Annotated in this window: 26 protein-coding genes and 1 pseudogene; 17 read left to right on the forward strand and 10 right to left on the reverse strand. The window is 69.8% G+C overall.

Annotation, left to right across the window (positions count from 1 at the left end):
- The first annotated feature begins 8 nt into the window (after positions 1-8).
- The 7 genes from ACIBAG_RS34070 to ACIBAG_RS34100 all read left to right on the forward strand — a co-directional run bounded on the left by ACIBAG_RS34070 (position 9) and on the right by ACIBAG_RS34100 (position 5,759).
- Complete coding sequence (locus tag ACIBAG_RS34070) at positions 9-836, forward strand: roadblock/LC7 domain-containing protein (RefSeq protein ID WP_399110591.1); 828 nt, start codon at positions 9-11, stop codon at positions 834-836.
- Positions 829-1,212, forward strand: coding sequence for a DUF742 domain-containing protein (locus ACIBAG_RS34075; protein ID WP_031486425.1), 384 nt, complete (start codon positions 829-831; stop codon positions 1,210-1,212). The genes ACIBAG_RS34070 and ACIBAG_RS34075 overlap by 8 nt, the downstream gene beginning before the upstream one ends.
- A 3-nt stretch (positions 1,213-1,215) precedes the next feature.
- Entirely contained in the window at positions 1,216-1,776 is a 561-nt protein-coding gene (locus ACIBAG_RS34080; protein WP_399110524.1) for a GTP-binding protein, read from the forward strand.
- 10 nt (positions 1,777-1,786) lie between these two features.
- Positions 1,787-3,163, forward strand: a complete 1,377-nt coding sequence (locus tag ACIBAG_RS34085) for a cytochrome P450 (RefSeq protein WP_399110526.1) — start codon at positions 1,787-1,789, stop codon at positions 3,161-3,163.
- An 89-nt stretch (positions 3,164-3,252) separates the two neighbouring features.
- Positions 3,253-4,503, forward strand: a complete 1,251-nt coding sequence (locus ACIBAG_RS34090) for a cytochrome P450 (protein WP_399110528.1) — start codon at positions 3,253-3,255, stop codon at positions 4,501-4,503.
- Positions 4,500-5,303 carry an enoyl-CoA hydratase/isomerase family protein gene (locus ACIBAG_RS34095; RefSeq protein WP_399110529.1) on the forward strand — a complete coding sequence of 268 codons (804 nt, stop codon included), beginning with the start codon at positions 4,500-4,502 and terminating at the stop codon, positions 5,301-5,303. Before ACIBAG_RS34090 ends, ACIBAG_RS34095 begins: the two co-directional genes overlap by 4 nt.
- A gap of 159 nt (positions 5,304-5,462) precedes the next feature.
- Positions 5,463-5,759, forward strand: a complete 297-nt coding sequence (locus ACIBAG_RS34100; protein WP_399110531.1) for a DUF2218 domain-containing protein — start codon at positions 5,463-5,465, stop codon at positions 5,757-5,759.
- Positions 5,760-5,868: 109 nt separating this feature from the next.
- Here the strand turns inward: ACIBAG_RS34100 and ACIBAG_RS34105 are convergent, their stop codons facing one another.
- Positions 5,869-6,273, reverse strand: a complete 405-nt coding sequence (locus tag ACIBAG_RS34105) for a MazG nucleotide pyrophosphohydrolase domain-containing protein (RefSeq protein ID WP_399110533.1) — start codon at positions 6,271-6,273, stop codon at positions 5,869-5,871.
- Between the two features lie 140 nt (positions 6,274-6,413).
- Here ACIBAG_RS34105 and ACIBAG_RS34110 point away from each other — a divergent pair, with 140 nt between their 5' ends.
- Entirely contained in the window at positions 6,414-7,409 is a 996-nt protein-coding gene (locus tag ACIBAG_RS34110) for a TAXI family TRAP transporter solute-binding subunit (RefSeq protein ID WP_399110535.1), read from the forward strand.
- Positions 7,410-7,566: 157 nt separating this feature from the next.
- On the opposite strand, the gene ACIBAG_RS34115 is transcribed toward ACIBAG_RS34110, so the two are convergent.
- Both ACIBAG_RS34115 and ACIBAG_RS34120 read right to left on the reverse strand, forming a co-directional pair.
- Positions 7,567-8,958 (reverse strand): sensor histidine kinase, encoded by a 1,392-nt coding sequence (locus tag ACIBAG_RS34115; protein ID WP_399110537.1) that lies wholly within the window; start codon positions 8,956-8,958, stop codon positions 7,567-7,569.
- A gap of 9 nt (positions 8,959-8,967) precedes the next feature.
- On the reverse strand, positions 8,968-9,654 hold the full coding sequence (locus ACIBAG_RS34120) for a response regulator transcription factor (protein ID WP_399110539.1): 687 nt from the start codon (positions 9,652-9,654) through the stop codon (positions 8,968-8,970).
- Positions 9,655-9,942: 288 nt separating this feature from the next.
- Between ACIBAG_RS34120 and ACIBAG_RS34125 the strand changes: the two genes are divergently transcribed.
- The 8 genes from ACIBAG_RS34125 to ACIBAG_RS34160 all read left to right on the forward strand — a co-directional run bounded on the left by ACIBAG_RS34125 (position 9,943) and on the right by ACIBAG_RS34160 (position 16,727).
- Positions 9,943-10,719, forward strand: coding sequence for an amino acid ABC transporter ATP-binding protein (locus ACIBAG_RS34125; protein ID WP_031486435.1), 777 nt, complete (start codon positions 9,943-9,945; stop codon positions 10,717-10,719).
- A gap of 98 nt (positions 10,720-10,817) precedes the next feature.
- Positions 10,818-11,663, forward strand: a complete 846-nt coding sequence (locus ACIBAG_RS34130; protein WP_399110541.1) for a glutamate ABC transporter substrate-binding protein — start codon at positions 10,818-10,820, stop codon at positions 11,661-11,663.
- A gap of 96 nt (positions 11,664-11,759) precedes the next feature.
- Positions 11,760-12,434, forward strand: a complete 675-nt coding sequence (locus ACIBAG_RS34135; RefSeq protein ID WP_399110543.1) for an amino acid ABC transporter permease — start codon at positions 11,760-11,762, stop codon at positions 12,432-12,434.
- Complete coding sequence (locus ACIBAG_RS34140; RefSeq protein WP_399110545.1) at positions 12,431-13,339, forward strand: amino acid ABC transporter permease; 909 nt, start codon at positions 12,431-12,433, stop codon at positions 13,337-13,339. Before ACIBAG_RS34135 ends, ACIBAG_RS34140 begins: the two co-directional genes overlap by 4 nt.
- 174 nt (positions 13,340-13,513) lie before the next feature.
- On the forward strand, positions 13,514-15,172 hold the full coding sequence (locus ACIBAG_RS34145) for an FAD-dependent monooxygenase (protein WP_399110547.1): 1,659 nt from the start codon (positions 13,514-13,516) through the stop codon (positions 15,170-15,172).
- Between the two features lie 106 nt (positions 15,173-15,278).
- Positions 15,279-15,365 carry a putative leader peptide gene (locus tag ACIBAG_RS34150; protein ID WP_313960178.1) on the forward strand — a complete coding sequence of 29 codons (87 nt, stop codon included), beginning with the start codon at positions 15,279-15,281 and terminating at the stop codon, positions 15,363-15,365.
- Positions 15,366-15,459: 94 nt separating this feature from the next.
- A complete protein-coding gene (locus ACIBAG_RS34155; protein WP_399110549.1) occupies positions 15,460-16,089 on the forward strand; it encodes a cysteine dioxygenase in 630 nt (209 codons plus the stop codon).
- Positions 16,090-16,307: 218 nt separating this feature from the next.
- Entirely contained in the window at positions 16,308-16,727 is a 420-nt protein-coding gene (locus tag ACIBAG_RS34160) for a rhodanese-like domain-containing protein (RefSeq protein ID WP_399110592.1), read from the forward strand.
- A 146-nt stretch (positions 16,728-16,873) separates the two neighbouring features.
- Here the strand turns inward: ACIBAG_RS34160 and recX are convergent, their stop codons facing one another.
- The 4 genes from recX to ACIBAG_RS34180 form a co-directional block, all read right to left on the reverse strand.
- Complete coding sequence (gene recX, locus ACIBAG_RS34165; RefSeq protein WP_399110551.1) at positions 16,874-17,737, reverse strand: recombination regulator RecX; 864 nt, start codon at positions 17,735-17,737, stop codon at positions 16,874-16,876.
- Positions 17,738-17,740: 3 nt separating this feature from the next.
- Entirely contained in the window at positions 17,741-18,868 is a 1,128-nt protein-coding gene (gene recA / locus ACIBAG_RS34170; RefSeq protein WP_399110553.1) for a recombinase RecA, read from the reverse strand.
- A 365-nt stretch (positions 18,869-19,233) separates the two neighbouring features.
- Positions 19,234-20,502, reverse strand: a complete 1,269-nt coding sequence (locus ACIBAG_RS34175) for an AI-2E family transporter (RefSeq protein ID WP_399110555.1) — start codon at positions 20,500-20,502, stop codon at positions 19,234-19,236.
- A 60-nt stretch (positions 20,503-20,562) separates the two neighbouring features.
- Positions 20,563-20,757, reverse strand: coding sequence for a DUF3046 domain-containing protein (locus ACIBAG_RS34180; RefSeq protein ID WP_399110557.1), 195 nt, complete (start codon positions 20,755-20,757; stop codon positions 20,563-20,565).
- An 80-nt stretch (positions 20,758-20,837) separates the two neighbouring features.
- On the opposite strand from ACIBAG_RS34180, the gene ACIBAG_RS34185 reads away from it, so the two are divergent.
- On the forward strand, positions 20,838-21,779 hold the full coding sequence (locus ACIBAG_RS34185; protein WP_399110558.1) for a hypothetical protein: 942 nt from the start codon (positions 20,838-20,840) through the stop codon (positions 21,777-21,779).
- 6 nt (positions 21,780-21,785) lie between these two features.
- On the opposite strand, the gene ACIBAG_RS34190 is transcribed toward ACIBAG_RS34185, so the two are convergent.
- The 3 genes and pseudogenes from ACIBAG_RS34190 to ACIBAG_RS34200 form a co-directional block, all read right to left on the reverse strand.
- Positions 21,786-22,094 (reverse strand): AzlD domain-containing protein, encoded by a 309-nt coding sequence (locus tag ACIBAG_RS34190; RefSeq protein ID WP_399110559.1) that lies wholly within the window; start codon positions 22,092-22,094, stop codon positions 21,786-21,788.
- Positions 22,091-22,822 (reverse strand): AzlC family ABC transporter permease, encoded by a 732-nt coding sequence (locus tag ACIBAG_RS34195; protein ID WP_399110560.1) that lies wholly within the window; start codon positions 22,820-22,822, stop codon positions 22,091-22,093. The genes ACIBAG_RS34190 and ACIBAG_RS34195 overlap by 4 nt, the downstream gene beginning before the upstream one ends.
- Positions 22,729-23,684 (reverse strand): annotated as a pseudogene (locus ACIBAG_RS34200) (AraC family transcriptional regulator); the annotation flags it as partial. The gene ACIBAG_RS34195 and the pseudogene ACIBAG_RS34200, both read right to left, overlap by 94 nt.
- Positions 23,685-23,774 lie beyond the last annotated feature (90 nt).

A 23,774-nucleotide genomic window follows, 5' to 3' on the forward strand; every position in this document is an offset into this window, starting at 1 on the left:
TGTCCTGGATGGTCCAGGACATCGTGGACAACGTCCCGCGGGCACGGCACGCCGTGGTGCTGTCGGCGGACGGCATCACACGCGGGGCGACGGACGGCCTGACCGCCGAGGACGTGCGGACCATCTCCGCGGCCATGGCCGGGATGCAGTCGCTCAGCCGGGCCACCGCCCACTTCGCCGGACGGTCGCAGGACCGGCAGTGGAGCCAGACGATCATCGAGTTCGCGCACGGCTGGGTGTTCCTGATCGGAGCCGGACAGGGCGCCTACCTGGCCGCCGCGGCGGAATCCGACGTCGACATGCAGCAGATCTCCTTCCGCATGCACCGGCTGGTCGCCCGGCTGGGCAACAACCTCACGGCGGCGCCACGGGTGACCGCCGGTGACCCGGCTGCCGGCGGAGGCGACGCCGCGGTGCGGCGTGAAACGCCGGGGAGTGCGGGGTTCGTCCTCGCCGAACTGGACCAGGCGATCGCTTCGGTGCCAGGCGCCCGGCATGCCCTGTTGCTCGGGGCGGACGGCCTGCCCCGCGGTGCGAGCGCCGGGATCGGCAGGGACCTGGCGGACACGATCTCCGCGGCCATGACCGGCATCCACGCCTACAGCCGGGCGACCGCGCCCTTCGCGAGCGGGCTGCTGGACGACGAGTGGCGGCAGACGGTCATCGAGTTCCAGCACGGATGGATCTTCCTGATCGCGGCCGGCGACGGCGCCTTCCTGGCGGCTGCCGCCGAACCGGACTGCGACATCGAGGAGTTCACCACACGTCTGAGCGACGTGATACCCACGCTCATCGCGCGTCAGGTGACGCAGGCAGAGAGGGTCGGCGATGCATGACGAACCGGACGGCGAACTGGAACTGACATCGGCATTAGTCCCACTCTTCGTCATCGCGAAGGGGCGTGCCCTGCCCGCGGAGAACGAGTACGAGCACACCACGCTCGTCACCGCCCGAGAGGGCACCTCGGCCGCGGCCCGGACCCTGTCCCCGGAGGCCCGCGCGGTCATGGACCTGATCGCCGAGGGCTTCCTGTCCGTGGCCGAGGTATCCGGCTACACGCGGCTGCCACTGGGCATCGTGCGCATCCTTCTGGCGCAGATGGCCGATGACGGCCTGATCTTCGTGAGGAATCCGGCGCCACGTGACCAACGTGCCGACCGTGAGCTGCTCACCGCCGTGCTCGATGGCCTGAAGACCCGTTTCGGAGCGTAAGCCGTGTATCTGGATCCAGCCGTGTCCCGGTCCGTGAAGGTTCTGGTCGTCGGCCACTTCGCGGTCGGGAAGACCACGTTCATCGGCAGCATCTCCGAGATCGAGCCACTGCAGACCGAGGAGGAGATCACCGAGGCCAGCGAGGGCCTCGACGACCTCTCGGAGACCCCGGACAAGACGACCACGACCGTGGCGATGGACTTCGGACGTCTGACCCTCAGCGACACCCTGGTCCTCTACCTCTTCGGAACACCGGGACAGGAACGCTTCAAGGAGATGTGGGAGGGCCTGTCCCGGGGCGCCCTGGGCGCTCTGGTCCTGGTGGACCCCAAGCGCCTGCACGAGAGCTTCCCCGTCCTGGACCTGGTGGAGCAGTTCGGCCTGACCTACGCCATCGGCGTCAATCGCTTCGACGGAACCCCCGACTACCCGCTCGACGAGGTGCGTGAGGCGCTCAACCTCACCGAGGAGACCCCCGTCGTCCACTGCGACGTCCGCGACGAGGACTCGGCGGCGCAGTCACTCATCACCCTCGTGAAGCACCTCATGACCACACTCGGCTAGGAGCCACGGCATGCAACAGCACTCCGACAGGGCCGGGGCACCGGCCGGCTGCCCCGCTCACGGCAACGCCCAGCTGTACGGACCGGAATTCGGCTCCGACCCAGAGGGCCACTACGCCCGCCTGCGCTCGCTTGGCCCCAGCGCCCCGGTCGACATCGCGCCGGACGTCCAGGTCGAGCTGGTGACCAGTTACGACGCGAGCCTGCACATCCTGCAGAACCCCGCCCTGTTCGTCCGGGACTCGCGCCGCTGGAACGCGCTCAACGAAGGGCGGGTGCCCGCGGACAGCCCGGCCCTGCCGATGATGGGTTACCGCCCCAACGCGCTGTTCAGCGACGGAGCGGCACACGCTCGCCTGCGGCAGGCGGTCACGGACAGTCTCGCCACCGTCGACGAGGTCCGGCTCGTCCGTCTGACGCAGCAGTCGGCCGACTATCTGATCAGCCGGTTCAGCTCCGAACCCCTCGGCCAGGCCGAGCTGATGACCGCCTACACCCAGCCGCTGCCCCTCCTGGTCTTCAGCGACCTGTTCGGCTGCCCGCCCGAGATCGGCGACCGGGTCATCGTCGGGATCAGCGGCATCTTCGAGGGCGCCCCCGGTGCGGACGAGATCCTCGGCGGTGCGCTCGCCGAACTGATCGCCCTCAAGCGCCACCAGCCCGGCGAGGACCTCACCACCCGTCTGATGGTGCACTCCGCCCGGCTGAGTGACGAGGAGGTGCTGCACCAGTTGGTCACCCTGCTCTCCGGCGGAACGGCGCCACTCAGCGCCGCGATCGGCACCAGCAGCGCGCTGTACCTCAGCGACGACTGGCCGGCCGGCCTGCCGGTCGAGGAAGCGGTCGGGAAGACCCTCTGGAACTACGCTCCCATCGCCAACTACGCGGCTCACTACCCCACCCAGGACGTCGAGCTGAACGGCAGGATCCTCAAGGCCAACGACCCGGTCCTGATCTCCTTCGCGGCGGCCAACACCGACCCCAAGCTGACCGCACACCGTGAACAGCTGAGCGCCAAGGCCCACTTGGCCTTCGGCGCCGGCCCGCACGCGTGCCCGGCCAAGGACCCCGCGCTCATGCTCGTGGGAACGGCCGTGGAGTCCCTGCTCAACCGGCTGCCCGATGTGGAACTGCGTGTCCCGTTCAAGGACCTCGCCTGGGTGCCGACGCCGTGGAGCCGCTCCCTGGTGGCGCTTCCCGTCCGGTTCACCCCACGCGCCGTGCCGTGGACCGCCGGCGCCCAGCCCGCGGCGCCCGGTTCCGCCGGGTCCGCGCAGCAGCCCGCTGCCGTCGCACAGGCCCGCCCTGCCGCGCGGCCGGCCCACCATGCGGCGCAGCCCAAGGGCGGGCTGTTCAGTCGCTTCCGTGCATGGGTGAGGGGCGAGTGACGTAGGTAACCCTACAGGGACGCAGTGTTATTGGATGATTGAACTATCTCAGGGGTACGTATGGCGGCTGGCAGAAAGGAGCCGCCATCGTGGGGAGTGTCACGACCCCGTCAGCCGCCCGTCGGGCGACCGTCTCTCTCTTCTCCCGTCTCAAGACGGCAGAGGGACAAGCGGACCCTTTTACGATCTACGCGGAACTGCGGGCACAGGGCGGCGGGATTAGTCCCGCCCCCTGGGGAGGATTCCTCGTAACGAGTTTCCGCACCTGCGACCAGGTCCTGCGCAGCAGCGCCTGGCTCGAGCCGGACACACGCTGGAGGGAACGGCAAGGTGAGCGCACCCGCTGGAGCGCCTCCTCCGCCCGGGAGATCAGCCGTACCATGCCCGCCCTCAATCCTCCGGAGCACACCAGAGTGCGCCGGGCAGCCGGCAACTTCGACCGCACCACCATCGACCGCATGGCCCCGAGAGTGGACCGGGTGGTCGAGCGCCTCCTCGACACCGTGATGGAGCACCTACACACAGGGGAGGCGGATTTCGCCGCCCTGGTGAGCGAGGAACTCCCCGTCGCCACCGTCGGAGACTGGCTCGCGCTGCCGAGCGCGGACTGGCCCCGGCTGCGCGAACTGACGCACGAGCAGGTCTTCACCCAGGAACTGCTGCCCTCCGCCAGCCAGTTGGCCCGATCGGACGCCGCCATGTCCGAACTACGCGCGTATTTCCTCGACTTGGTGCGCGAGCGGCGCGCGCGCCCGGGCGAGGACCCGGTGTCCAAATGGATCAGCACATGGGACGCCATGGAACCGGACCGGGACAAGGCCGATGAAGCGGTCTACTTCCTGGCTCTGTTCGTCCTGCTGGCGGCCCTGGAGACCACGTCCACCCTTCTGTCGACCATGGCCCTGCTGCTGGTGGAGCATCCCGACCGGTGGCACATGCTCGCCGCGCGGCCCGACCTCGTGCCCGCGTTCGTGGAGGAGACACTGCGCTACGACCCTCCGACCCACGTCATCAGCCGGGTCGCCGCGCAGGACTGCCTCCTGGACGGCGTCGAGGTCCGCGCGGACGAGATGCTCCACCTCATGGTGGGAGCCGCCCACCGAGACCCTGCCCAGCACAGCCGTCCAGACGTCTTCGACCCCCACCGCAAGCCCGCTCATCTCGCCTTCAGCGGAGGCATCCACTACTGCCTCGGAGCTCCCCTGGCCCGGCTGGAGGCCCAGACCCTGCTACGCCGCATGATCACGCTGCTTCCCCCTCTCACCCTGGTCCGCACCCCCTCCCGGGCGCCCCGTGTGGCGTTCCGGCGTCTGCTCAACCTGGATGTCGCCCTCGCATGAACACGCCGACGCTCACCCCGACGCCCCCGTCCGCGTCCACACCCATATCCGCGCCCACACTCATAGGCATCGCGCAGAACGGTCCCGTCCTCCACCTCCGGCTCAACTCCTCCGCCCAGGACGACACCCTGAGCGCCGCCGTCCTGGACGAACTCATCGGTGTTCTCGACAGCCTCCACGAACGGCCCGACATACGGATCCTGGTCCTGTCCTCGATGGGCGACGACTTCTGCCTGGGAGCCGACCGCCGCGAATACCAGGAGGCCCTGACGCTGGATCCGACGGGAGCCACGCTGCGCCGCATCGCGGACAGGGCCCACCGCCTGTGCCAGGCCCTGGAGAACACCCACGCCATCACCATCGCCCGCCTCCACGGCAAGGTCATCGGAGCCGGCCTCGCACTCGCCGCCTACTGCGATCTCCGCGCGGGTGCGGACACCTGCCGGTTCCGCATGCCGGAAGTCGGCGTCGGCCTCGCCCCCGCCTGGGGCGGCGCCATGGGCCGCCTGATCGCGGAGGCCGGCGCCGCGAGGATCCGCGAACTCATGCTCACCTGCGACGTCTTCGACGCAGGCACCGCCCTCCGGCTCGGCCTCCTCCACAAGGTGGCTCCCCTCGACCAACTGGACGACACCGTCGCCGCCTGGACAAGACCCCTGGCGCGGCGCTCCCCCGAGGCCCTGGTCCTGACCAAACGCATGCTCACCGGCTATGCGAAGGCCGCCCGCACGGCCGACATCGCCTTGCTGGACTCCCATCTCCTGACCGCCCAGCTGATCCCGCACCGCGGCGGCGACTGACACCAGCCCTGACCGGCGCCGGGCTCGGGCACGCGCGGTGCTCGGGCCCACCGGGCGCCGGTAGCCATTGTTCAAATTTGAAACGTCGAGCTATCGTCGACCCTTGGAGTTTCAAATTTGAATCGACGGGACTCGTCCCGCCCTCGAAGGAGTGCTCGTATGCCTTCCTCCCTCGCCCACGTCGCCACCGACGCCGCCCCGCGCTACGCCAAGCAGCTCGCCTCGCACTTCGGCCGGAAGATCCCGGCCGAGGAGACGGCCGACGGCGGGCACCGCCTCACCTTCCAGAACACCGACGTCGTCCTCGAACCGCAGGACGACCACCTGCTGATCCGGGTCACCGCTCCCGACGCACCCACGCTCACCACCGTCCAGGGGGTCGTGGGCAGCCACCTCGAACGCTTCGGCCGCCGTAACGAACTCGCCGTCACCTGGGCGGAGCCCACCGAGGACTGACCGGTAGGGGCCGCGCCCCAGTACCGATACCGGCCGAGGGAAGCGGGTGCCGCGGCCGCCCTGAAGGCGCAGGGCGTCGTGGCGCAGGCGCTGCGCGCGGCCGACACGGCTACGCCCCGCCGGCCCCCCACCCCTGCCGCCGCAGCACACTCGACACGTCCGGTGCCTCGTAGTGCTCGCCCTTGAGCACCTTGCCGTCGGCCCGGCGCGCGACCTGACCGTCGGGGCCCAGCTTGGTCATGTTGGAACGGTGGATCTCGGCGAGTACGGCGTCGAGGTCGATGCCGTGCACCAGCGCCGTGCCGTACGCGACGTAGACGACGTCCGCCAGCTCGTGCGCGAGCCTGTCGAGCGGGCCTGTGACGGACACCTCGGCGACCTCCGCGGCCTCCTCCGCCAGCAGCTCTCCACGGTGCGCGGCGAGATCCGGGGAGACCTCGGTGGGCGTGGTGCGGGCGTCGAGGCCGAAGGCGAGGTGGAATTCACGGACGAGGTCGGCGGGCGAGGAACTCATGCGCCGACTGTAGCGGCCGGGTCCGACAGTCCCTGTCGCCGAGGCGTCCGGCCCGAGAAGCCGCCATCGCGCCCATCGCCCCTCCCCCCTGTGACCCCTGCCCTGGTCAGCACCGTGTACCGGCTGGCAGGATCTCGGCCATGTCCAAAGCACTCACCCGCATCACCAGGCACCGTGCCCTGCAGGGCACGGCCGCCGGGCTCGTTGCCCTGGGGTTGCTGCTGTGGTGGCTGCTGCCCCTGGGCGAGGATCCGCCGAGCGGGACGATCACGTTCAGCACGGGCACGCGCGCGGGTGTCTATCAGGAGTACGGCGACCTCCTGCGCAAGGAGCTCGCCAAGGACATGCCGCAGCTGAAGGTGAAGCTGCTGACGAGTGACGGCTCGCAGGAGAACGTCGAGCGCGTGGCGACCGGGCAGGCCGACTTCACCATCGCCGCCGCCGACGCGGTGGACACGTTCAAGATCGGCGGCAGCCCCGTCGTCGACCGGCTGCGCGGTGTCGCCCGTCTCTACGACGACTACGTCCAGCTGGTCGTCCCGCCGGACTCGGACATCCGCTCCGTGGCGGACCTGAAGGGCAAGCGGGTGGCCATAGGGCTGCCGAACTCGGGCGTACGGCTGATCGCCACGCGCGTGCTGGAGGCCGCCGGCATCGACCCGGAGAAGGACATCACGCCCCGGTCGGACGGCATCGACACCGGTCCCAAGCGGTTGGGGCGCGAGCTCGACGCGTTCTTCTGGTCGAGCGGGGTGCCCACCGACGGGCTGGAGGAGATCGCCGAGACGTCCTCCTTCCGGTTCGTGCCGATCGGCGCCGACCTTGTCGCCAAGGTGCACGCCCAGGGCGACGCGGCCCACTTCTACCGCGCGACCAACATGCCGGAGTCGGCCTACCCCACCATCCAGAACGGCGACACGGTGCCGACGATCGCCGTCTCCAATCTGCTGATCACCCGCAAGGACATGGACCCCCGGCTCACGGAGTGGCTGACCCGCACGGTGATCAAGAGCCGCGACGGCATCGGTGCCCACGTCCACTCCGCGCAACTGGTCGACCTGCGCACGGCGATCTACACGGACCCGCTGACCCTGCACGAGGGCGCCAAGCGCTACTACCGTTCGGTCAAGCCGTAGGGACTGGCAGCACCGTGCCCGGGTACGGCGCCTGCCCGGCCCCACTGGCGGGGCCCGCTGTGCCTGACCGGCCACGTGCCCGCGCGGCGCTGTTCGGCCCCGCTGTGCCGGGCGAGGCGCGGCAGCGCGGCCGCCATCAGCGCCACGCCGAGCCCCGCTACGGCGTCGGCGCGGTCCTGGGCACCGTAACCGTCACCCGCAGCCCGTTCGGCTCATTACGGCCGTACGAGATGGACCCCTCGCCCGCCGCGAGCAACGCGCGCGAGATCGACAGGCCGAGGCCCGAGCCCTTGATGTTCTGGTGCCGGCCGCTGCGCCAGAAGCGGTCGCCGACGCGGGCGAGTTCCTCGTCGGTGAGGCCGGGGCCGTGATCGGCCACGACGATGGTGGACGCGCTGCCGTTGGAGGCGACGGTCACCTCGACGCGCTCGTCCCTCGGGGTGAACTTGACGGCGTTGTCGATCACGGCGTCCAGCGCGCTGGACAGCGCCACCGGGTCGGCCCAGGCGGTGGTGGGCGGGCAGTCCCCCACCAGCCGTACCCCCTTGGCCTCGGCGGTCGGCGCCCAGGCCGCGACGCGCTCGGCGGTCAGCGCGCCGACGTCGGTGAGCCGCAGGTCGGCCTCGGTGTGCTCGGCCAGGGCGAGGTCGAGCAGGTCGTCCAGGACCTGGGCCAGGCGCTTGCCCTCGGCCTGGACCGACGCGATCTCCGCATTGCCCTCCGGAAGTTCGAAAGCGAGCAGTTCGATGCGCAGCAGCAGCGCCGCGAGCGGGTTGCGCAGCTGGTGCGAGGCGTCGGCGACGAAGGCGCGCTGCTGCTCCAGGACGTCCTCGACGTTGTCCGCCATCTCGTTGAACGACCGGGCCAGCCGCCTGAGTTCCGGCGGACCGCTGGCGACCGCGACCCGTGACTTCAGGCGGCCGCTCGCGATCGCGTGCGTGGTGGTGTCCAGCACGCGCACCGGCCTGAGCACCCAACCGGTCAACCTCAGCGCGGCCCCGACGGCCACCAGCATCGCGGCGGTCAGACCGGCACCGATGATCAGCCAGCCGTCCAGGATCCGCGAACGCATCTGCCCGGTGGGCGAGTCGGTGACGACGACCGCGACGACGTCGCCGTCCCGGATGACCGGCGAGGCGACGACGAGGCGGCCCTGCTGCCAGGGCCACACCTGCTTCGGGTCGTGGCTGCGCCGGCTGAGCAGCGACTCCTTGAAGGCGTCGTGCACTTCGCCCGTCCTGGGCATGGACCAGGTGGTCGGCCCCTTGGTCAGGGACGTGGCGTCGGGCAGGAAGACGCCGACGCGGATGCCGTAGACCTCGTGGTAGCTCTCGAGTTCCCGGCTCAGGATGCGCAGTTCGTCACGGGATCCGGTGGTCCTGTCGGCGGCCGGGCGCGTGATCGCCGCGAAATACGCCGTGTCGTCGATCCGGTCGACGACCACCTTCTGCTGCTGGGCCGAGGCCAGGCTGACGGCGAGCGGTACGCCGAGTGCGAGCAGTACGGCCGCCATCAGAACGATGAGCAGCGGGAGGAGACGAGTGCGCACCCTTGCCCGCTACGACGCCGGGGCGACGAGTCGGTAGCCGACGCCGCGTACGGTCTCGATCAGGGCCGGCATGCGCAACTTGGCGCGCAGGGACGCCACATGCACCTCAAGAGTGCGCCCGGTCCCCTCCCAACTCGTGCGCCACACCTCGCTGATGATCTGCTCCCGGCGGAAGACCACTCCGGGACGCTGGGCGAGCAGGGCGAGGAGATCGAACTCCTTGCGGGTCAGTTGGACCACCGAACCGTCGACGCTGACCTGGCGGGTGGGCAGTTCGATGTGCACCGCGCCCAGGCGCAGCACTCCCTCGCCCGCCGTCCCGGCGTCCTCCTGCACGGTGCGCCGGCTGACCGCGTGGATCCGGGCGAGCAGTTCACCGGTGTCGTACGGCTTCACCACGTAGTCGTCGGCGCCGAGGTTGAGGCCGTGGATGCGGGAGCGGACGTCGGAGCGCGCGGTGACCATGATCACCGGGGTGCTGGTGCGCTTGCGGATCTTGCCGCAGACCTCGTATCCGTCCTGGTCCGGCAGGCCGAGGTCGAGGAGAACGACGCCGAAGCCGTTGCCCTCGGGAACGAGCGCCTGGAGGGCCTCCTCGCCGCTGCGCGCGTGCGTGACGTCGAAACCGTGCCGTGCCAGGACCGCGGACAGCGCGGCGGCGACATGGTTGTCGTCCTCGACGAGGAGCAGTCTCATGCCGGCCTCCTTCGGTTCATCGGCCGTACGATTCGGATAGGTACACACATCGTGCACGCGCGCGCGTGCACCAAGAGAGTCACGCTGATGGACGACGACGCCGTCAAGTGCGTTCCGGTTGCGGGCGGGTTCCGTTATGGAGCCGGTACGCGCCCAGGTCACAAGTGCTACGACACGTGTCCGATTGCTATCGGATCGTGATGCTCAGATTCCCCTCAGAACTAATGACGCAGGTCGGATACGGTTATTACTGTCCTCCGAAACCGAGGAGGACGGAGCCTGAGAGCGATGACCGAAGTATCGGTGGCCAAGGACAATGTGGCCGCGACCGGCGACCTGGTCGTCCTGAAGAACGTCAACAAGCACTTCGGCGCGTTGCACGTGCTGCAGGACATCGATCTGACGATCGCCCGCGGTGAGGTCGTCGTGGTCATCGGACCCTCCGGGTCCGGGAAGTCCACCCTGTGCCGCACCATCAACCGCCTCGAGACGATCGATTCCGGCTCGATCGCCATCGACGGCAAGCCGCTGCCCGCGGAAGGCAAGGAGCTGGCCCGGCTGCGCGCAGACGTCGGGATGGTCTTCCAGTCCTTCAACCTTTTCGCGCACAAGACCGTGCTCGAGAACGTGATGCTGGGCCAGATCAAGGTCCGTAAGGCGGACAAGAAGAAGGCCGAGGAGAAGGCCCGCTCCCTGCTCGACCGGGTGGGCGTGGGCAGCCAGGCGGACAAGTACCCGGCACAGCTCTCCGGCGGCCAGCAGCAGCGTGTGGCCATCGCCCGGGCGCTGGCCATGGACCCCAAGGTCATGCTCTTCGACGAGCCGACGTCGGCTCTGGACCCGGAGATGATCAACGAGGTCCTCGAGGTCATGCAGCAGCTCGCCCGCGACGGCATGACCATGATCGTCGTCACCCATGAAATGGGATTCGCCCGTTCCGCCGCCAACCGGGTGGTATTCATGGCTGACGGCAAGATCGTCGAAGAAGCTGTGCCGGACCAGTTCTTCAGCAACCCGCGCAGCGACCGTGCCAAGGACTTCCTGTCCAAGATCCTGCACCACTGACGGACCGCTTCACGCACCGACGACCTGCGTCATCCAACCCTCTGGGGGGACGCCCCCCTGACGGGACGCATCTCTTCATCACGCAAAGGATGTTCACCATGAAGCTCCGCAAGGCCTCCGCCGCGGCCGCCGCTGCACTCGTCCTTTCCCTCACTGCCACCGCCTGCGGTGGCGGCGACGGTGACAACGAGGGCGGCTCGGGCTCCGACGGCGGCGGCAAGATCAAGATCGGCATCAAGTACGACCAGCCGGGCCTCGGTCTGAAGGAGCCCGACGGCACCTTCTCCGGCTTCGACGTCGACGTTGCGACGTACGTGGCGAAGGAGCTCGGTTACGACGCCGACCAGATCGAGTGGGTCGAGACGAAGACCCCGGACCGTGAGAACGCGCTCAAGCGCGGTGACGTCAAGTTCATCGCGGCCACGTACTCGATCAACGACGAGCGCAAGAAGTCGGTCGACTTCGCCGGCCCGTACCTGCTGGCCCACCAGGACCTGCTCGTGAAGGCCGACTCGGACATCACCGAGGCCACCGACCTCAACGGCAAGAACCTGTGCTCGGTCACCGGCTCCACCTCGGCGCAGAACGTCAGGAAGGACTTCGCGCCGAAGGCCAACCTGCAGGAGCGGAGCGGCTACTCGGAGTGCATCTCCTCGCTGCAGAGTGGTGCTGTGGACGCCCTTACCACCGACGACTCCATCCTCGCCGGCTTCGCCTCGCAGGAGCAGTACAAGGGCCAGTTCAAGCTCGCCGGCCTCAAGCTGAGCAACGAGAACTACGGCATCGGTGTGCAGAAGGGCGACACCGAGACCCTGAACAAGATCAACGCCGCCCTCGAGAAGATGGTCAGCTCGAAGGCCTGGGACAAGGCGGTCAAGGACAACTTCGGTCCGGCCGGCTACAAGAACGAGCCCGCGCCGAAGATCGGCGTCATCGTCCAGTAGCGCACTGCCTGACCGGCGCGCCGCCGTCCACCGCGATCAGGGCGGCGGCGCGCCGCGCTATCCACGTACGCCACCCACCCGGAAGCGCGGGAGATCGTGTTCGACTTTCTTTCTGAGTACAACGACCCAACCCTGTTGGGTGCCTTCTGGATGACGGTGAAACTCACCGTCCTCTCCGGCCTCGGTTCCCTGATCTGGGGCACCCTTCTGGCCGCGATGCGGGTCAGCCCGGTCCCGCTCATGCGTGGGTTCGGCACCGCCTATGTGAACATCGTCCGGAACATCCCCCTGACGGTCATCATCATCTTCACCTCGCTCGGCCTCGCCGATGTCTTCGGCGTGACGATGGGCGCCACCGACTTCAAGGTCCAGGGCTTCCGCCTGGCCATCCTCGGTCTCGTCGGCTACACCGCGGCCTTCGTCTGCGAGGCGATTCGTTCCGGCATCAACACCGTGCCGCTCGGCCAGGCCGAGGCGGCCCGTGCCATCGGGCTGACCTTCAGTCAGACCCTGCGGCTCGTCATCCTTCCGCAGGCCTTCCGCTCGGTCATCGGCCCGCTGGCCAACGTGTTGATCGCCCTGACCAAGAACACCACGGTGGCGGCTGCGATCGGCGTGGCCGAAGCCGCCTACCTGATGAAGGAAATGATCGAGAACGAGGCTCAGACGCTGCTCATCGGCGCCGTCTTCGCCTTCGGTTTCGTGGTACTGACCCTGCCCACCGGCCTGTTCCTCGGCTGGCTGAGCAAGCGACTGGCGGTGAAGCGATGAGCTCCGTTCTCTACGACGCCCCGGGCCCCAGGGCCAAACGGCGCAATGTGCTCCTCTCGGTGGTCTTCTTCGCCCTGCTCCTCCTCCTTGTGTGGTTCGTCTATGACGCCATGAACGAGAAGAACCAGCTGGAGTGGGCGCTGTGGAAGCCGTTCACCGAGTCCCCGGCCTGGACGACCTACCTGCTGCCGGGTCTGGCCGACACACTGACGGCCGCGGCACTGGCCATGGTGATCGCCCTGCCGCTGGGCGCGGTCTTCGGTATCGCACGGCTCTCCGACCACCGGTGGGTACGGGGTCCGTCCGCCTCGGTGATCGAGTTCTTCCGAGCGATCCCGGTCCTGCTGCTGATGCTGTTCGCCAACGAGGCCTACGACCGCTGGGCGAACCTCACCACTGAGCAGCGGCAGCTCTACGCGGTCGTCACCGGCCTGGTGCTCTACAACGCGGCCGTCCTCGCCGAGGTCGTACGAGCCGGCATCCTCGCCCTGCCCAAGGGGCAGTCGGAGGCCGCCATGGCGATCGGCCTGCGCAAGAACCAGACGATGCGAGTCATCCTGCTGCCGCAGGCCGTCACGGCCATGCTGCCGGCCATCGTCAGCCAGCTCGTGGTCATCGTGAAGGACACCGCCCTGGGCGGCGTGATGATCGGGTTCACCGAGCTGCTCAGCACGCGCGCCACCCTGGCGGCCGCCTTCGGCAACCCCATCGCCAGCTTTGTCGTGGTGGCGCTCATCTACATCGTGCTCAACTTCATCCTCACCAGCTTCGCGAGCTGGCTGGAGAAGAGGCTGCGGCGCAGCAAGAAGAGCACGGGCGCGGTCCTCAGCGCCGAGGACATGGAGGAGCTGAACCCGGCGGCGACGGGCGGCACCTACGGGACCGGCGCCGGAGGAACGATCTGACCACTGGTCACATCGCTTGCATACGGAGGGCAGTGGCATGATCGCCACTGCCCTCCGTCACTTGACGCAAGCACCGGCAATGGGTTGCATACGTTCTGTGATCGTGCACCCTGCTCCAACTTTCTGTTCACTTGCGTCCCTCGGGACACCGCTGCGGGCAGGGGGCGCCGCGCCGTGGACCCGGTGATCATCATCGGAGCGGGGCCCGTCGGGCTCACGCTCGCCCTGGCGCTGGCGCGTCAGGAGGTGCCGTCCGTCGTTCTCGACGAGGGTCCCGGCAAGGACGAGCCGCGCCTCGCCCGCACCGTCGTCCTGCGTGAGGACACCGCCGCCCTGATGGAGCGTCTGACGGGCGTGCCGCTCGCCGAGTCCGGGACCCGCTGGGCCGGATGGCGGGCGATGCGGCGCAAGCAGGTGATGCGCGAGGTCAAGTTCGACGACGCGGCGGAAGGGCACGAGGGCAGCAGGAACCCCGCCCCCCTGCACATCGCCCAGCACGTACTGACCGACGCCCTGCGCGCCGCCCTCGCCGACGAACCGCTCGTCAAGATCGCCGTGGACAGCCGCCTGGACGCCATCGAGCAGGAGCCCTCCGGCGTCACCGCCCACACCCGCGGCCCCAAGGGCACCTGGTGGCGCGGCAGCTACCTGGTCGGCTGTGACGGCCCGCGCTCGACCGTCCGCAAGCTCCAGGACATCCGTTTCCCCGGCCGTACGGCGGTGGAGCGACACGCCGTGGCCGCGCTGCGGGCGGAACTTCCGTGGGACGGTGAGGCGTTGCTCCATCGGATGCCGCCGTGGCGGACGTCCGGACCTTCGGGCGGGGAGGTCACCGGGCGGCCGCTTCCGGACGGGGTGTGGCGCCTCGACTGGCTGCTGCCGCCGGGCAAGGACCTGGTCACGCCCGAGGTGCTGGTCGCCCGCATCCGGGAGACGCTCGCGGGATGGACCGGCGGGTCGACACCGCCGTACGAACTCCTCGACACCGGAGTGCACACGGTCCACCACCGGCTGGCCCGCCGCTGGCGCGTGGGGCGCGTCTTTCTCGCCGGGGACGCGGCGCACTGCCTCGGGACGCTGGGCACGCACGGGCTGGAGGAGGGACTGCGGGACGCCGACAACCTCGCCTGGAAACTGGCGCCGGCCTGGCATCACGGGCCGCACGAGGCACTGCTCGACAGCTACCAGGCGGAGCGGCGCGCCGTCGTCTCCGCCCGGCTGCGCGCCGCCGACCAGGCGCTGCCGCTGCTGCGTGGCGGCGGAGGGCTGCGCGCGTACGTGCCCGGCTCCGCCCGGGGCCATGACGTGCTGCTGATGGACGGCCATCTGGGGCACGGGGCGATCGGTGCGCCGGGGGCGTACGCCAACTCGCCGCTCGCGCCCCAGCACCTGGAGGGCGAAGTCCCCGTCGACACGCCGCGCGGTGCGCAGGTCATGGACGTACGGGTCACTGCCGAGGACGGCTCCTCCGTACGGCTGCGGGACCGGCTCGGTCGCAACGCGCTATTGGTCCTGCTGATCGCACCTGGCACGGGCGTATGGGATCGCAAGCACTGGGCGACCGCGGGGATCATGCCCCGGCTGGTGGCGGCGGTGACCGCGCTGCCCTATCCGGCGGAGCTGCTGGTCGCGGAGAGCTACCCGGGGGCGGCCGCGCACTCGGTCCTGCTGGTGCGGCCCGACGGGCACCTGGTGACGGCCTTGAGCGGGGTACGGCCGGCCGATCTGTACACGGCGGCCGAGGCGGCGCTGGGCGGACCGGTCAAGGCCCAGGCGGAGGCGACGGCGCAGGCCGGAGCCACTGAGGCCGGGGCCACGGCTGGGTCGCGATGACGCCCCTGACGTAGAACTCGACGTAGAACTCACTGTCACTGGGTGGCGCAGTCCGCACAGTGACAGTGAGTTGACCGGTTCGCACCGTCATGGTGTACTCCCGACCATGACCGACACCTGTGTGCGCCTGTGGCGGAGGGTCCATATGGACCTCGTCCGCTATGCGGGCTGCGTGTGTCGCCCGTCCTGCTGAACTCGCATCCCCTTACTTCCGGCGCGCGCCACCTCTGTCTCCCGACACCCCTGCGGTCGCGCGCTCTTCGCGAACTCTCTTCAGGACGGTGCTCGTGTCTGTCCCTTCTGCCTCCCCTGCCGCCGTTGCCGCATCTCAACCGGTTCGCACACCGGTCTCGTCACCGGTTTCCCCGTCGGTCTCCACACCGGTCTCGCCACCGGTTTCACCGTCGGTCTCCACGCCGGTCTCAACGCCGACACAGGCGGATCTCCTCGACTTCGTACGGCGCACCGCTGCCGACGCCGACTTGATCGCCTCGCTTCCGCTCGACCCCGAGGGCCGTACCTGGGTACGGCTCGAAGGCCCGGGCGGCAGCGAGGCCTGGCTGATCGGCTGGCCGCCCGGGACCGGCACGGGCTGGCACGACCATGCCGAGTCGGTCGGGGCCTTCGTGACGGCGGCCGGTGAGCTCAAGGAGAACTCACTCGCCGTCCGGTTGCCCGCCGACGGCTGGAAGACGCTGGAACTCACGGACGACGTGGACCGCGCCCGCCGACTGCCGGCCGGCAAGGGCCGCTCCTTCGGCCGCCACCATGTGCACGAGGTCCTCAACGAATCCGCCGACCAGCATGCGATCTCCGTCCACGCCTACTATCCGCCCCTGCCGCAGATCCGCCGTTTCAGTCGCAGCGGGCCGATCCTGCGCCTGGAGCAGGTGGAGCGGCCGGAGGACTGGCAGTGAGTGCGGCGGCGGCACGGTCTGTGCGGGTGAGCGGACAGGCTTCGGTACCTGTAGCGGTACAGGTACCGGTGCGGGCTGGGGTGGAGGGTCGGCTGGTGGTTGGTGAGGGTGGCGCGGCTGTGGGTGACGTGAGCGGGCAGGCGGTCCACAAGGGCGAGGCGAAGGACGTCCACCAAGGCGAGACGAAGGACGTCCACCAGGGCGAGGCGAAGGCGGGCGTGGGCGCCGTGGATGGACGGCCCGTCGGCATCGACGAGTTGCTGGAGCGGGTGCGTGCCGGCTACACGCGGGTCGAGCCACGAGAGGCGTACGAGGCCGCTCAGCGTAGCGAGGCTCTGCTGGTCGACATCCGGTACGCGGCCCTGCGCGAGCGGGACGGACTGATCCCGGGCGCCCTCGTCATCGAGCGCAACGAGCTCGAGTGGCGCCTCGATCCACAGGGCAGCCATCGCGCCCCCGAGGCCACGAGCCACGAGCTACGAGTCGTGGTGATCTGCAACGAGGGCTATGCGTCGAGCCTGGCGGCCGAGTCGCTACGACGGCTGGGGCTGCGCCGGGCCACCGATCTCGTCGGGGGGTTCCAGGCTTGGCGGGCGGAGGGGCTTCCGGTGGCGTCGGGAGCGGGCGCGGCGGAGTAGCCGGCCCAGCGCCCCCGCCCAGTCATAACCCGGCCCCGAACGCGATGGGCGCCCCCGCGCGTCCACCGTGTCCGGGGCCGGAACTCTGTGCTCCCGGAGCGGTCCCGGACCTTCGCCGACTCCCCGCCCCACCACGGAATCCGGACTCAGAACCCCTCGTCCTCCAGGAACTCCGTGTCCTCGCCCTCCTCCTCCAGCGCCTGTCGGACCACCCGTAGAGCCATCCCCTCGGGGTAACCCTTGCGGGCGAGCATGCCCGCGAGGCGGCGCAGGCGCTTGTCCCGGTCGAGGCCGCGCGTGGAGCGGAGCTTGCGGGCGACGAGTTCGCGTGCGGTCGTCTCCTCCTGCTCGGAGTCGAGCTGTGCGACGGCCGCGTCGATCAGCGTCGAATCGACGCCCTTGGTCCGCAGTTCCTGGGCGAGCGCCCGCCGGGCGAGTCCCCGGCCGTGATGCCGGGACTCCACCCAGGCGTCCGCGAACGCACTGTCGTTGATGAGGCCGACCTCCTCGAACCGCGACAGCACCTCCTCGGCGGCGTCGTCCGGGATCTCCCGCTTGCGCAGGGCGTCAGCGAGTTGCTTCCGCGTGCGCGGGGTCCCGGTGAGCAGACGCAGACAGATCGCCCGCGCCTGCTCCACCGGGTCCCCTGGGGACGTCCTCTCCTCGGCCCTCGACAAGGAAGAGGCGTCTCCGTCCTCATCGGACGGCTCCGTGCGGCCGTCCCGACGACGCCCGCGTGGCACCCCCGAGCCATCCGAGCCCCGAGCCCCGCCACGGCCTCGGCCACGGCGCGAGCCACCCCGAGAGCCGTCGGCGCCGTATGCCGATTCGCCCTCTCGTTCGCCCTCCGGCCATGCTTCGCTGTCGTGCCCCCCGTCCGCGTCATGGGCCGCGTCCCCTCCGTGGGCGTGGCCGCCCTTCCCGGAGGAGTTCTCGCCGCCGTCGCTCCCCCACTCCCGCGGAGCGTCCGGGTAGGCGGTGTACTCGGCCCAATCGGTTCGCCGTGTCACGGATCAGCTCTTGGCTGCCGCGGCCTTGGTCTTGGCTGCCTTCGCGGCCGCCGGGGCGGGCGCCGCCTTCGCGGCGTCGTCCGGGGCTGCGGACACCGCCGCGTCCGCGCCCGGCTCGGCGGCCGGCTCCTCCGGACGCACGCCGACGCCCAGCTTCTCCTTGATCTTCTTCTCGATCTCGTTGGCCAGGTCGGGATTGTCCTTCAGGAAGTTGCGCGCGTTCTCCTTGCCCTGGCCTAGCTGGTCGCCCTCGTACGTGTACCAGGCACCGGCCTTGCGGACGAAGCCGTGCTCCACGCCCATGTCGATCAGACCGCCCTCACGGCTGATGCCCTGGCCGTAGAGGATGTCGAACTCGGCCTGCTTGAAGGGCGGCGCGACCTTGTTCTTGACGACCTTGCAGCGGGTGCGGTTGCCGACCGCCTCCGTGCCGTCCTTCAGGGTCTCGATGCGGCGGATGTCGATACGCACCGAGGCGTAGAACTTCAGCGCCCGACCACCGGTCGTGGTCTCCGGGGAGCCGAACATGACGCCGATCTTCTCGCGGAGCTGGTTGATGAAGATCGCGGTGGTCTTCGACTGGTTGAGCGCGCTGGTGATCTTCCGCAGGGCCTGGCTCATCAGACGGGCCTGCAGACCCACGTGCGAGTCGCCCATCTCGCCCTCGATCTCCGCGCGCGGAACGAGCGCGGCGACGGAGTCGATGACGATGAGGTCGAGGGCGCCGGAGCGGACCAGCATGTCCACGATCTCCAGCGCCTGCTCACCGTTGTCCGGCTGGGACAGGATCAGGTTGTCGATGTCGACGCCGAGCTTCTTCGCGTACTCGGGGTCGAGGGCGTGCTCGGCGTCCACGAAGGCGACCTGGCCGCCGGCCTTCTGCGCGTTCGCCACCGCGTGCAGGGTCAGGGTCGTCTTACCGGAGGACTCCGGGCCGTAGATCTCCACGACACGGCCGCGGGGCAGGCCGCCCACGCCGAGGGCCACGTCGAGGGCGGTCGACCCGGTCGAGATGACCTCGATGGGCTCCTTCGACCGCTCGCCCATGCGCATGACCGCGCCCTTGCCGAATTGCCGTTCAATCTGTGCGAGCGCGGCGTCGAGCGCCTTCTCGCGGTCGGTTCCTGCCATGGGTTCCACCCGGTTTGCTTGAGTCGATCGCTTCACGTCAAAGACGCTAACGCCTGCCACTGACAATGCGCCCCGACGCCCGTCCAGCCTGTGGATAACTCGGGCACTTCTCGGTCGAAACCGTGGCGAAATGCCCGCCGGGATCCTCGCCGGAGCCCCCATAAGAATGGATGTTCGATTTTCGTGTCAAGCGGATCCCACGACACCTGCACGAGTGTGTTCGCGGCCTGACACGGCCCGGATTCCCGCCGACTCCCGCACTCCGGCGGCCTCACGACCGCCGACACGCCCCTGCCGCCACTGCCCGACGACCATCCGGCCGCGCCGCGGCAGTGGCCGGCCGTGACCGCAGCCGGCCGACGACTTCAGGCAGAGCCCTCCCCGGAGCCTCCCGACCGTGAGTGCTCCGATCCCGGCCGCTGGGCCCACACGGCGCGTATGCGTCTGATCAGACCCCGCCCGGTCCCCCTCCGGTGGTGCCCGTGGACGCGGGGGTCGTCCGTGACGTCGTACCGCTTCACGTACGCCCCGAGGAACGCCTGCAGCGTGGCGACCGCGGGGATGGCGATCAGCGCGCCCACCGCGCCGAGGAGGGCGGTGCCCGCGATGACCGAACCGAAGGCGACCGCGGGGTGGATGTCGACGGTCTTCGCGGTCAGCTTGGGCTGGAGCACATAGTTCTCGAACTGCTGGTAGACCACGACGAAGATCAGCACCCACAGCGCGTACCAGGGATCGACCGTGAAGGCGATCAGCATGGGCAGGGCGCCGGCGAGATAGGTGCCGATGGTGGGGATGAACTGCGAGACCAGACCCACCCACACGGCCAGCGCTGGCGCGTAGGGCACGTCCAGGCTCTCCAGCAGGATGTAATGGGCTATGCCGGAGATGAGCGCCATCAGACCGCGCGAGTACAGGTAGCCGCCGGTCTTGTTGACGGCGATCTCCCACGCGCGCAAGACCTCGGCCTGCCTGGCGGGCGGCAGCACGGAGCACAGGGCGCGGCGCAGGCGCGGGCCGTCCGCGGCGAAGTAGAACGAGAACAGCGTGATCGTCAGCAGTTGGAAGAGACCGCCCAGGACCTGGGCGGACACGTCCAGGACGCCGGTGGCGCTGTTCTGCACGTAGTTGCGCAGCCAGTCGGAGCGCAGCAGGCCCTCCTGGACGTCCACGCGTCGCAGCTCGGTGTTGAAGTGCGTGTTGATCCAGTTGATGACGGAGTCGAGGTAGTTCGGGAAGTCCTCGACGATCTTGATGATCTGGCCCGCGAGCATGGATCCCAGCAGCGTCACGAAACCGGCGGACACGACGATCACGGCAAGGAAGACGAGTGCCGTGGCCAGTCCCCGGCGCATGCCGCGCGAGGCCATCCAGCTCACCGCGGGCTCGATGGCGAGGGCCAGGAAGAACGCGATGAGGATGTTGATCAGCAGCCCGGTGAGCTGGTGGAAGGCCCAGCTGCCCAGCTGGAACACGCCCACGAGCGCCAGCGCGAGCACCATGGCGCGCGGCAGCCAGCGCGGCATGCGGGAGTTGGACCCGGCGTCGCCTCCGCCGGGAGGCGGGTTGGGCGGCGTCGTGCCGAACGGGGATCCCTGCCGGGCGAGCTGCCCGGTCTCGTCAATGCGTGCCACGAGGCAAGTCTCGCCCACGCCACCGACAATCGGCTCCGGTCCTGCGATCTTCGTTACCGGTCAGCGCTTCTCCCCCGGAACGTTCATGACGGCGCAGACCACACGCCACACGTCCTTGGCGTCCCAGCCGGAGTCCAGCGCCTCGTGCACCGTGCGACCGCCGAGCTCCGACATCACATGGTCGCGCGCGAACGTTTCGGCGTACCCCGGACCGAAGTGGTCCGCCATCCGCTGCCAGAAGACCGTCAACCGCATGCGTCCAGTATCCCGCCCCTGAGAGTGGGCCTGCGCCGGGACCGCTTGCCGAGACCGCTTTCCGCCCTACGGTCTGACGCATGGCCGAAACAGGAGCCCCACTCCCCCCGACGTCCCCGGCGCACTCACCGCTCTTCCGCGCCGAGCAGTTCGTCTGGCTCACCGCGCGCGTGCTCGAGCAGCGCCTCTTCGCATACCACTTCCTGAACGGCGCCGCCGACCCGGTGGAGACCGCGCTGGACGCCCACCGCAACGAGGACGGTGGGTACGGCCACGCACTGGAGCCCGATCTGCGCGGCCCGGTCAGCCAGCCGCTGCACACCGGTCACGCACTGCGCATCCTGGACGCCATCGGACGCTGCGGCGGACAGCGCGTGGACCGCGTGTGCCGCTACCTCACCTCTGTCTCCACGCCGGACGGCGCCCTCCCGGTGATCCACCCCGGCCAGCGCGGCTATCCAGCGGCTCCCTTCCTGCCGATCATGGACGACCCGCCCAGCGCGCTCCTCGCCACCGGGCCGGTGGTCGGCCTGTTGCACCGCAACGAGGTGTGGCACGCCTGGCTGTTCCGGGCCACGGACTTCTGCTGGCAGGCGGTCGAGTCCCTGGAGAAGTCCCATCCGTACGAGATCGAGGCCGCCGTGGCCTTCCTGGACTCCGTTCCCGATCGCACGCGCGCGGAGGCGGCCGCCGACCGGCTGGGCCGCCTGGTGCGCGAACAGCGCCTCGCGGTGCTGGAGCCCGACGACCTCGACGCGTACCCGGCCCCACCCGGCTACGCCCCGGGCGAGCACCATTTCCCGCACGACTACGCGAGCACACCGCGTTCCCTCGCGCGCGCGTGGTTCACGGACGACGAGATGTCCCGCTCTCTCGACCACCTGGCGAGCGGGCAGCGGGAGGACGGGGGCTGGCCCATCCGCTGGCGCGAATGGGCACCGGGCATCGCCTTGGAGGCACGCCCCATGGTGACGATCGAGGCGCTGCGCACGCTCAGGACGTACGGCCGCCACATCGGCTGACCCGCCTCATCCGCCCATGGCCCGCATGCCCGCCGTCACCACCACGGCGGCCGCGACGACGAGCAGGAACGGTGCCCGCAGGGCGAGCACCACGGCGGCCGCAGCGACTCCGGCCACCCTTGCGTCCAGCGCCAGCGCCTGCCCGTCGCCGAACGTCTGCTGAGCCGTGAGGGCGGCAAGGAGTGCGACGGGCAGCAGTGCGGCGAGTCGCCGGACGAGAGGCCTCTCGAGGGCACCCGCGGGCACGAGGAGTCCGATGAGCTTGACGGCGTAACAGCCGAGAGCGGTGACGCCGATCGCGATCCAGGTACTCACAGCTCCCCCTCCCGGGCATCTCCTGTGCGGCGCCCCTCGGCCCACAGCACGACCGGCGCCGCGAGAGCGGAGACCAGCACGGGCACGCCGGCGGGCAGCACGGGCAACAACCCGAGCCCCAGAACCACGGCCAGGCCGGCCACGGCACGCTCGGTCGCGGACCTCAGCATCGGCGCGAGCAGCGCCAGGAACACGGCGGGCCCTGCAGCGTCGAGCCCCCATGCGTCGGTGTCACCGATGGCCTCGGCCCCCAGCGCACCGAGCAGCGTGGTGAGATTCCAGAGCACGTACAGACTCAGTCCTGTCACCAGGAACCCGAGCCGAGCGCCGCGCCGCGTCGGCTGCGCCAGCGCGACAGCCGCCGTCTCGTCGATCACCCATTGCGCGGCGAACGGCCGCATCGCGCGCGGGAGGCTGAGCAACTGCGACAGCCGCAGCCCGTAGAACGCGTTGCGCACCCCCAGGAAGAAGGCACCGGCCGCCGCGGTCAACGGGCTGCCGCCGGCCGCGAGCGCCCCCACGAGCGCGAACTGCGAGGCTCCCGTGAACACCAGCAGGCTGAGCGCACAGGTCTGCAGGAGCGTGAGGCCGCTGCCCGCCGATGTCACCCCGAAGGCGAACCCGGACAGCCCGACGGCGACTCCGACACCCAGGGCATCCCGGACGACAGCCGCGTCGGGCTTGCCTCCGGCGGCGCGGAGGTCTGCGAGAGTTCTCTGTTCTGGCACGCCTGTGACGCTACGAAAGCCCTTGCCAGGCGTCTTGTACGTTCTTGCGCTCGCGCTGATAGGCCCCCGGCGGCACGCCGACGATCCTGGTGAAGTGCCGGTTGAGATGCGGCTGGTCGGTGAACCCCACGGCAACGGCGGCCTCCGCCGGTGAGCCCCCCGCGTCCAGCAGCCGCCGTGCCCGGCGTACCCGCGCGTCGGTGAGCCAGGTGTGCGGGGGCATCCCGTACAGGTCCCGAAACGCCCGCAGCAGGGCGAACGGCCCGGTACCGAGATCGGCGGCAAGCCTCTCCAGACTCGGCGGCTCGGCCATCCGCTCCTCCAGCACCTCACGCGCGCGTACCGCGATCCGAGCCCCGGCCGTCCGCACCTCCCGTCGCGGCAGAGTCCCGCCGTTCAGCCGCAGCAGCCGTGTCACGGCGACGCGGAGCAAGGTGTCGGCGGCCAGCGCGTTGCCCTCGTCCGCGGCCCGCAGCACCTGATGCACCAGGCCCACGGTGTACGGATCGTCCAGCACCGGCCTGACGAACCCCGGGGTCCCGCGGATCGCGGTGGTCTCGGCCGCTATCTCCGCCACCACCTCCGGCGACGGATACACGGCCCCGTACTGCCACCCCTCAGGGACACCCGCGCGCCCGGTGTGTGCCGTGTCCGGATTGACCAACGCCAGCGCACCGGCCCCCGCGTACTGATCGGCACCCCGGCAGTGGAAGATCTCCACGCCGTTCGCGATGGCGGCGATCACAAAGTTCTCATGGGTGTGCCGCACGAACGTCTTCCGTATGTACCGGGCCCGCAGCAGATCGACGCCGGGCAATTCGGCGTACTGCCAGTGCCGCGCCTGCTCGCCCGAAGCCGCCATACCCCCCATTGTCCGCGACGACAACGGACGACAACGGACGGATGAGCGGCACACCACCCGTCGTCACCCCTGCCCCCGACGAGATCGCAG

Origin of the sequence: Streptomyces sp. NPDC051243 (assembly GCF_044455405.1) — a bacterium.
Taxonomy (GTDB): domain Bacteria; phylum Actinomycetota; class Actinomycetes; order Streptomycetales; family Streptomycetaceae; genus Streptomyces.

Excerpts from the sequence above, each read along its gene's own strand:
- ACIBAG_RS34095 (WP_399110529.1), top strand. The coding sequence starts at position 4,500 with ATGAACACGCCGACGCTCACCCCGACGCCCCCGTCCGCGTCCACACCC.
- ACIBAG_RS34075 (WP_031486425.1), top strand. The coding sequence starts at position 829 with ATGCATGACGAACCGGACGGCGAACTGGAACTGACATCGGCATTAGTC.
- ACIBAG_RS34130 (WP_399110541.1), top strand. The coding sequence starts at position 10,818 with ATGAAGCTCCGCAAGGCCTCCGCCGCGGCCGCCGCTGCACTCGTCCTT.
- ACIBAG_RS34150 (WP_313960178.1), top strand. The coding sequence starts at position 15,279 with ATGACCGACACCTGTGTGCGCCTGTGGCGGAGGGTCCATATGGACCTC.
- ACIBAG_RS34105 (WP_399110533.1), bottom strand. The coding sequence starts at position 6,273 with ATGAGTTCCTCGCCCGCCGACCTCGTCCGTGAATTCCACCTCGCCTTC.
- ACIBAG_RS34140 (WP_399110545.1), top strand. The coding sequence starts at position 12,431 with ATGAGCTCCGTTCTCTACGACGCCCCGGGCCCCAGGGCCAAACGGCGC.
- ACIBAG_RS34185 (WP_399110558.1), top strand. The coding sequence starts at position 20,838 with ATGGCCGAAACAGGAGCCCCACTCCCCCCGACGTCCCCGGCGCACTCA.
- ACIBAG_RS34100 (WP_399110531.1), top strand. The coding sequence starts at position 5,463 with ATGCCTTCCTCCCTCGCCCACGTCGCCACCGACGCCGCCCCGCGCTAC.
- ACIBAG_RS34085 (WP_399110526.1), top strand. The coding sequence starts at position 1,787 with ATGCAACAGCACTCCGACAGGGCCGGGGCACCGGCCGGCTGCCCCGCT.
- ACIBAG_RS34125 (WP_031486435.1), top strand. The coding sequence starts at position 9,943 with ATGACCGAAGTATCGGTGGCCAAGGACAATGTGGCCGCGACCGGCGAC.
- ACIBAG_RS34120 (WP_399110539.1), bottom strand. The coding sequence starts at position 9,654 with ATGAGACTGCTCCTCGTCGAGGACGACAACCATGTCGCCGCCGCGCTG.
- ACIBAG_RS34180 (WP_399110557.1), bottom strand. The coding sequence starts at position 20,757 with ATGCGGTTGACGGTCTTCTGGCAGCGGATGGCGGACCACTTCGGTCCG.
- ACIBAG_RS34070 (WP_399110591.1), top strand. The coding sequence starts at position 9 with ATGGTCCAGGACATCGTGGACAACGTCCCGCGGGCACGGCACGCCGTG.
- recA (WP_399110553.1), bottom strand. The coding sequence starts at position 18,868 with ATGGCAGGAACCGACCGCGAGAAGGCGCTCGACGCCGCGCTCGCACAG.
- ACIBAG_RS34110 (WP_399110535.1), top strand. The coding sequence starts at position 6,414 with ATGTCCAAAGCACTCACCCGCATCACCAGGCACCGTGCCCTGCAGGGC.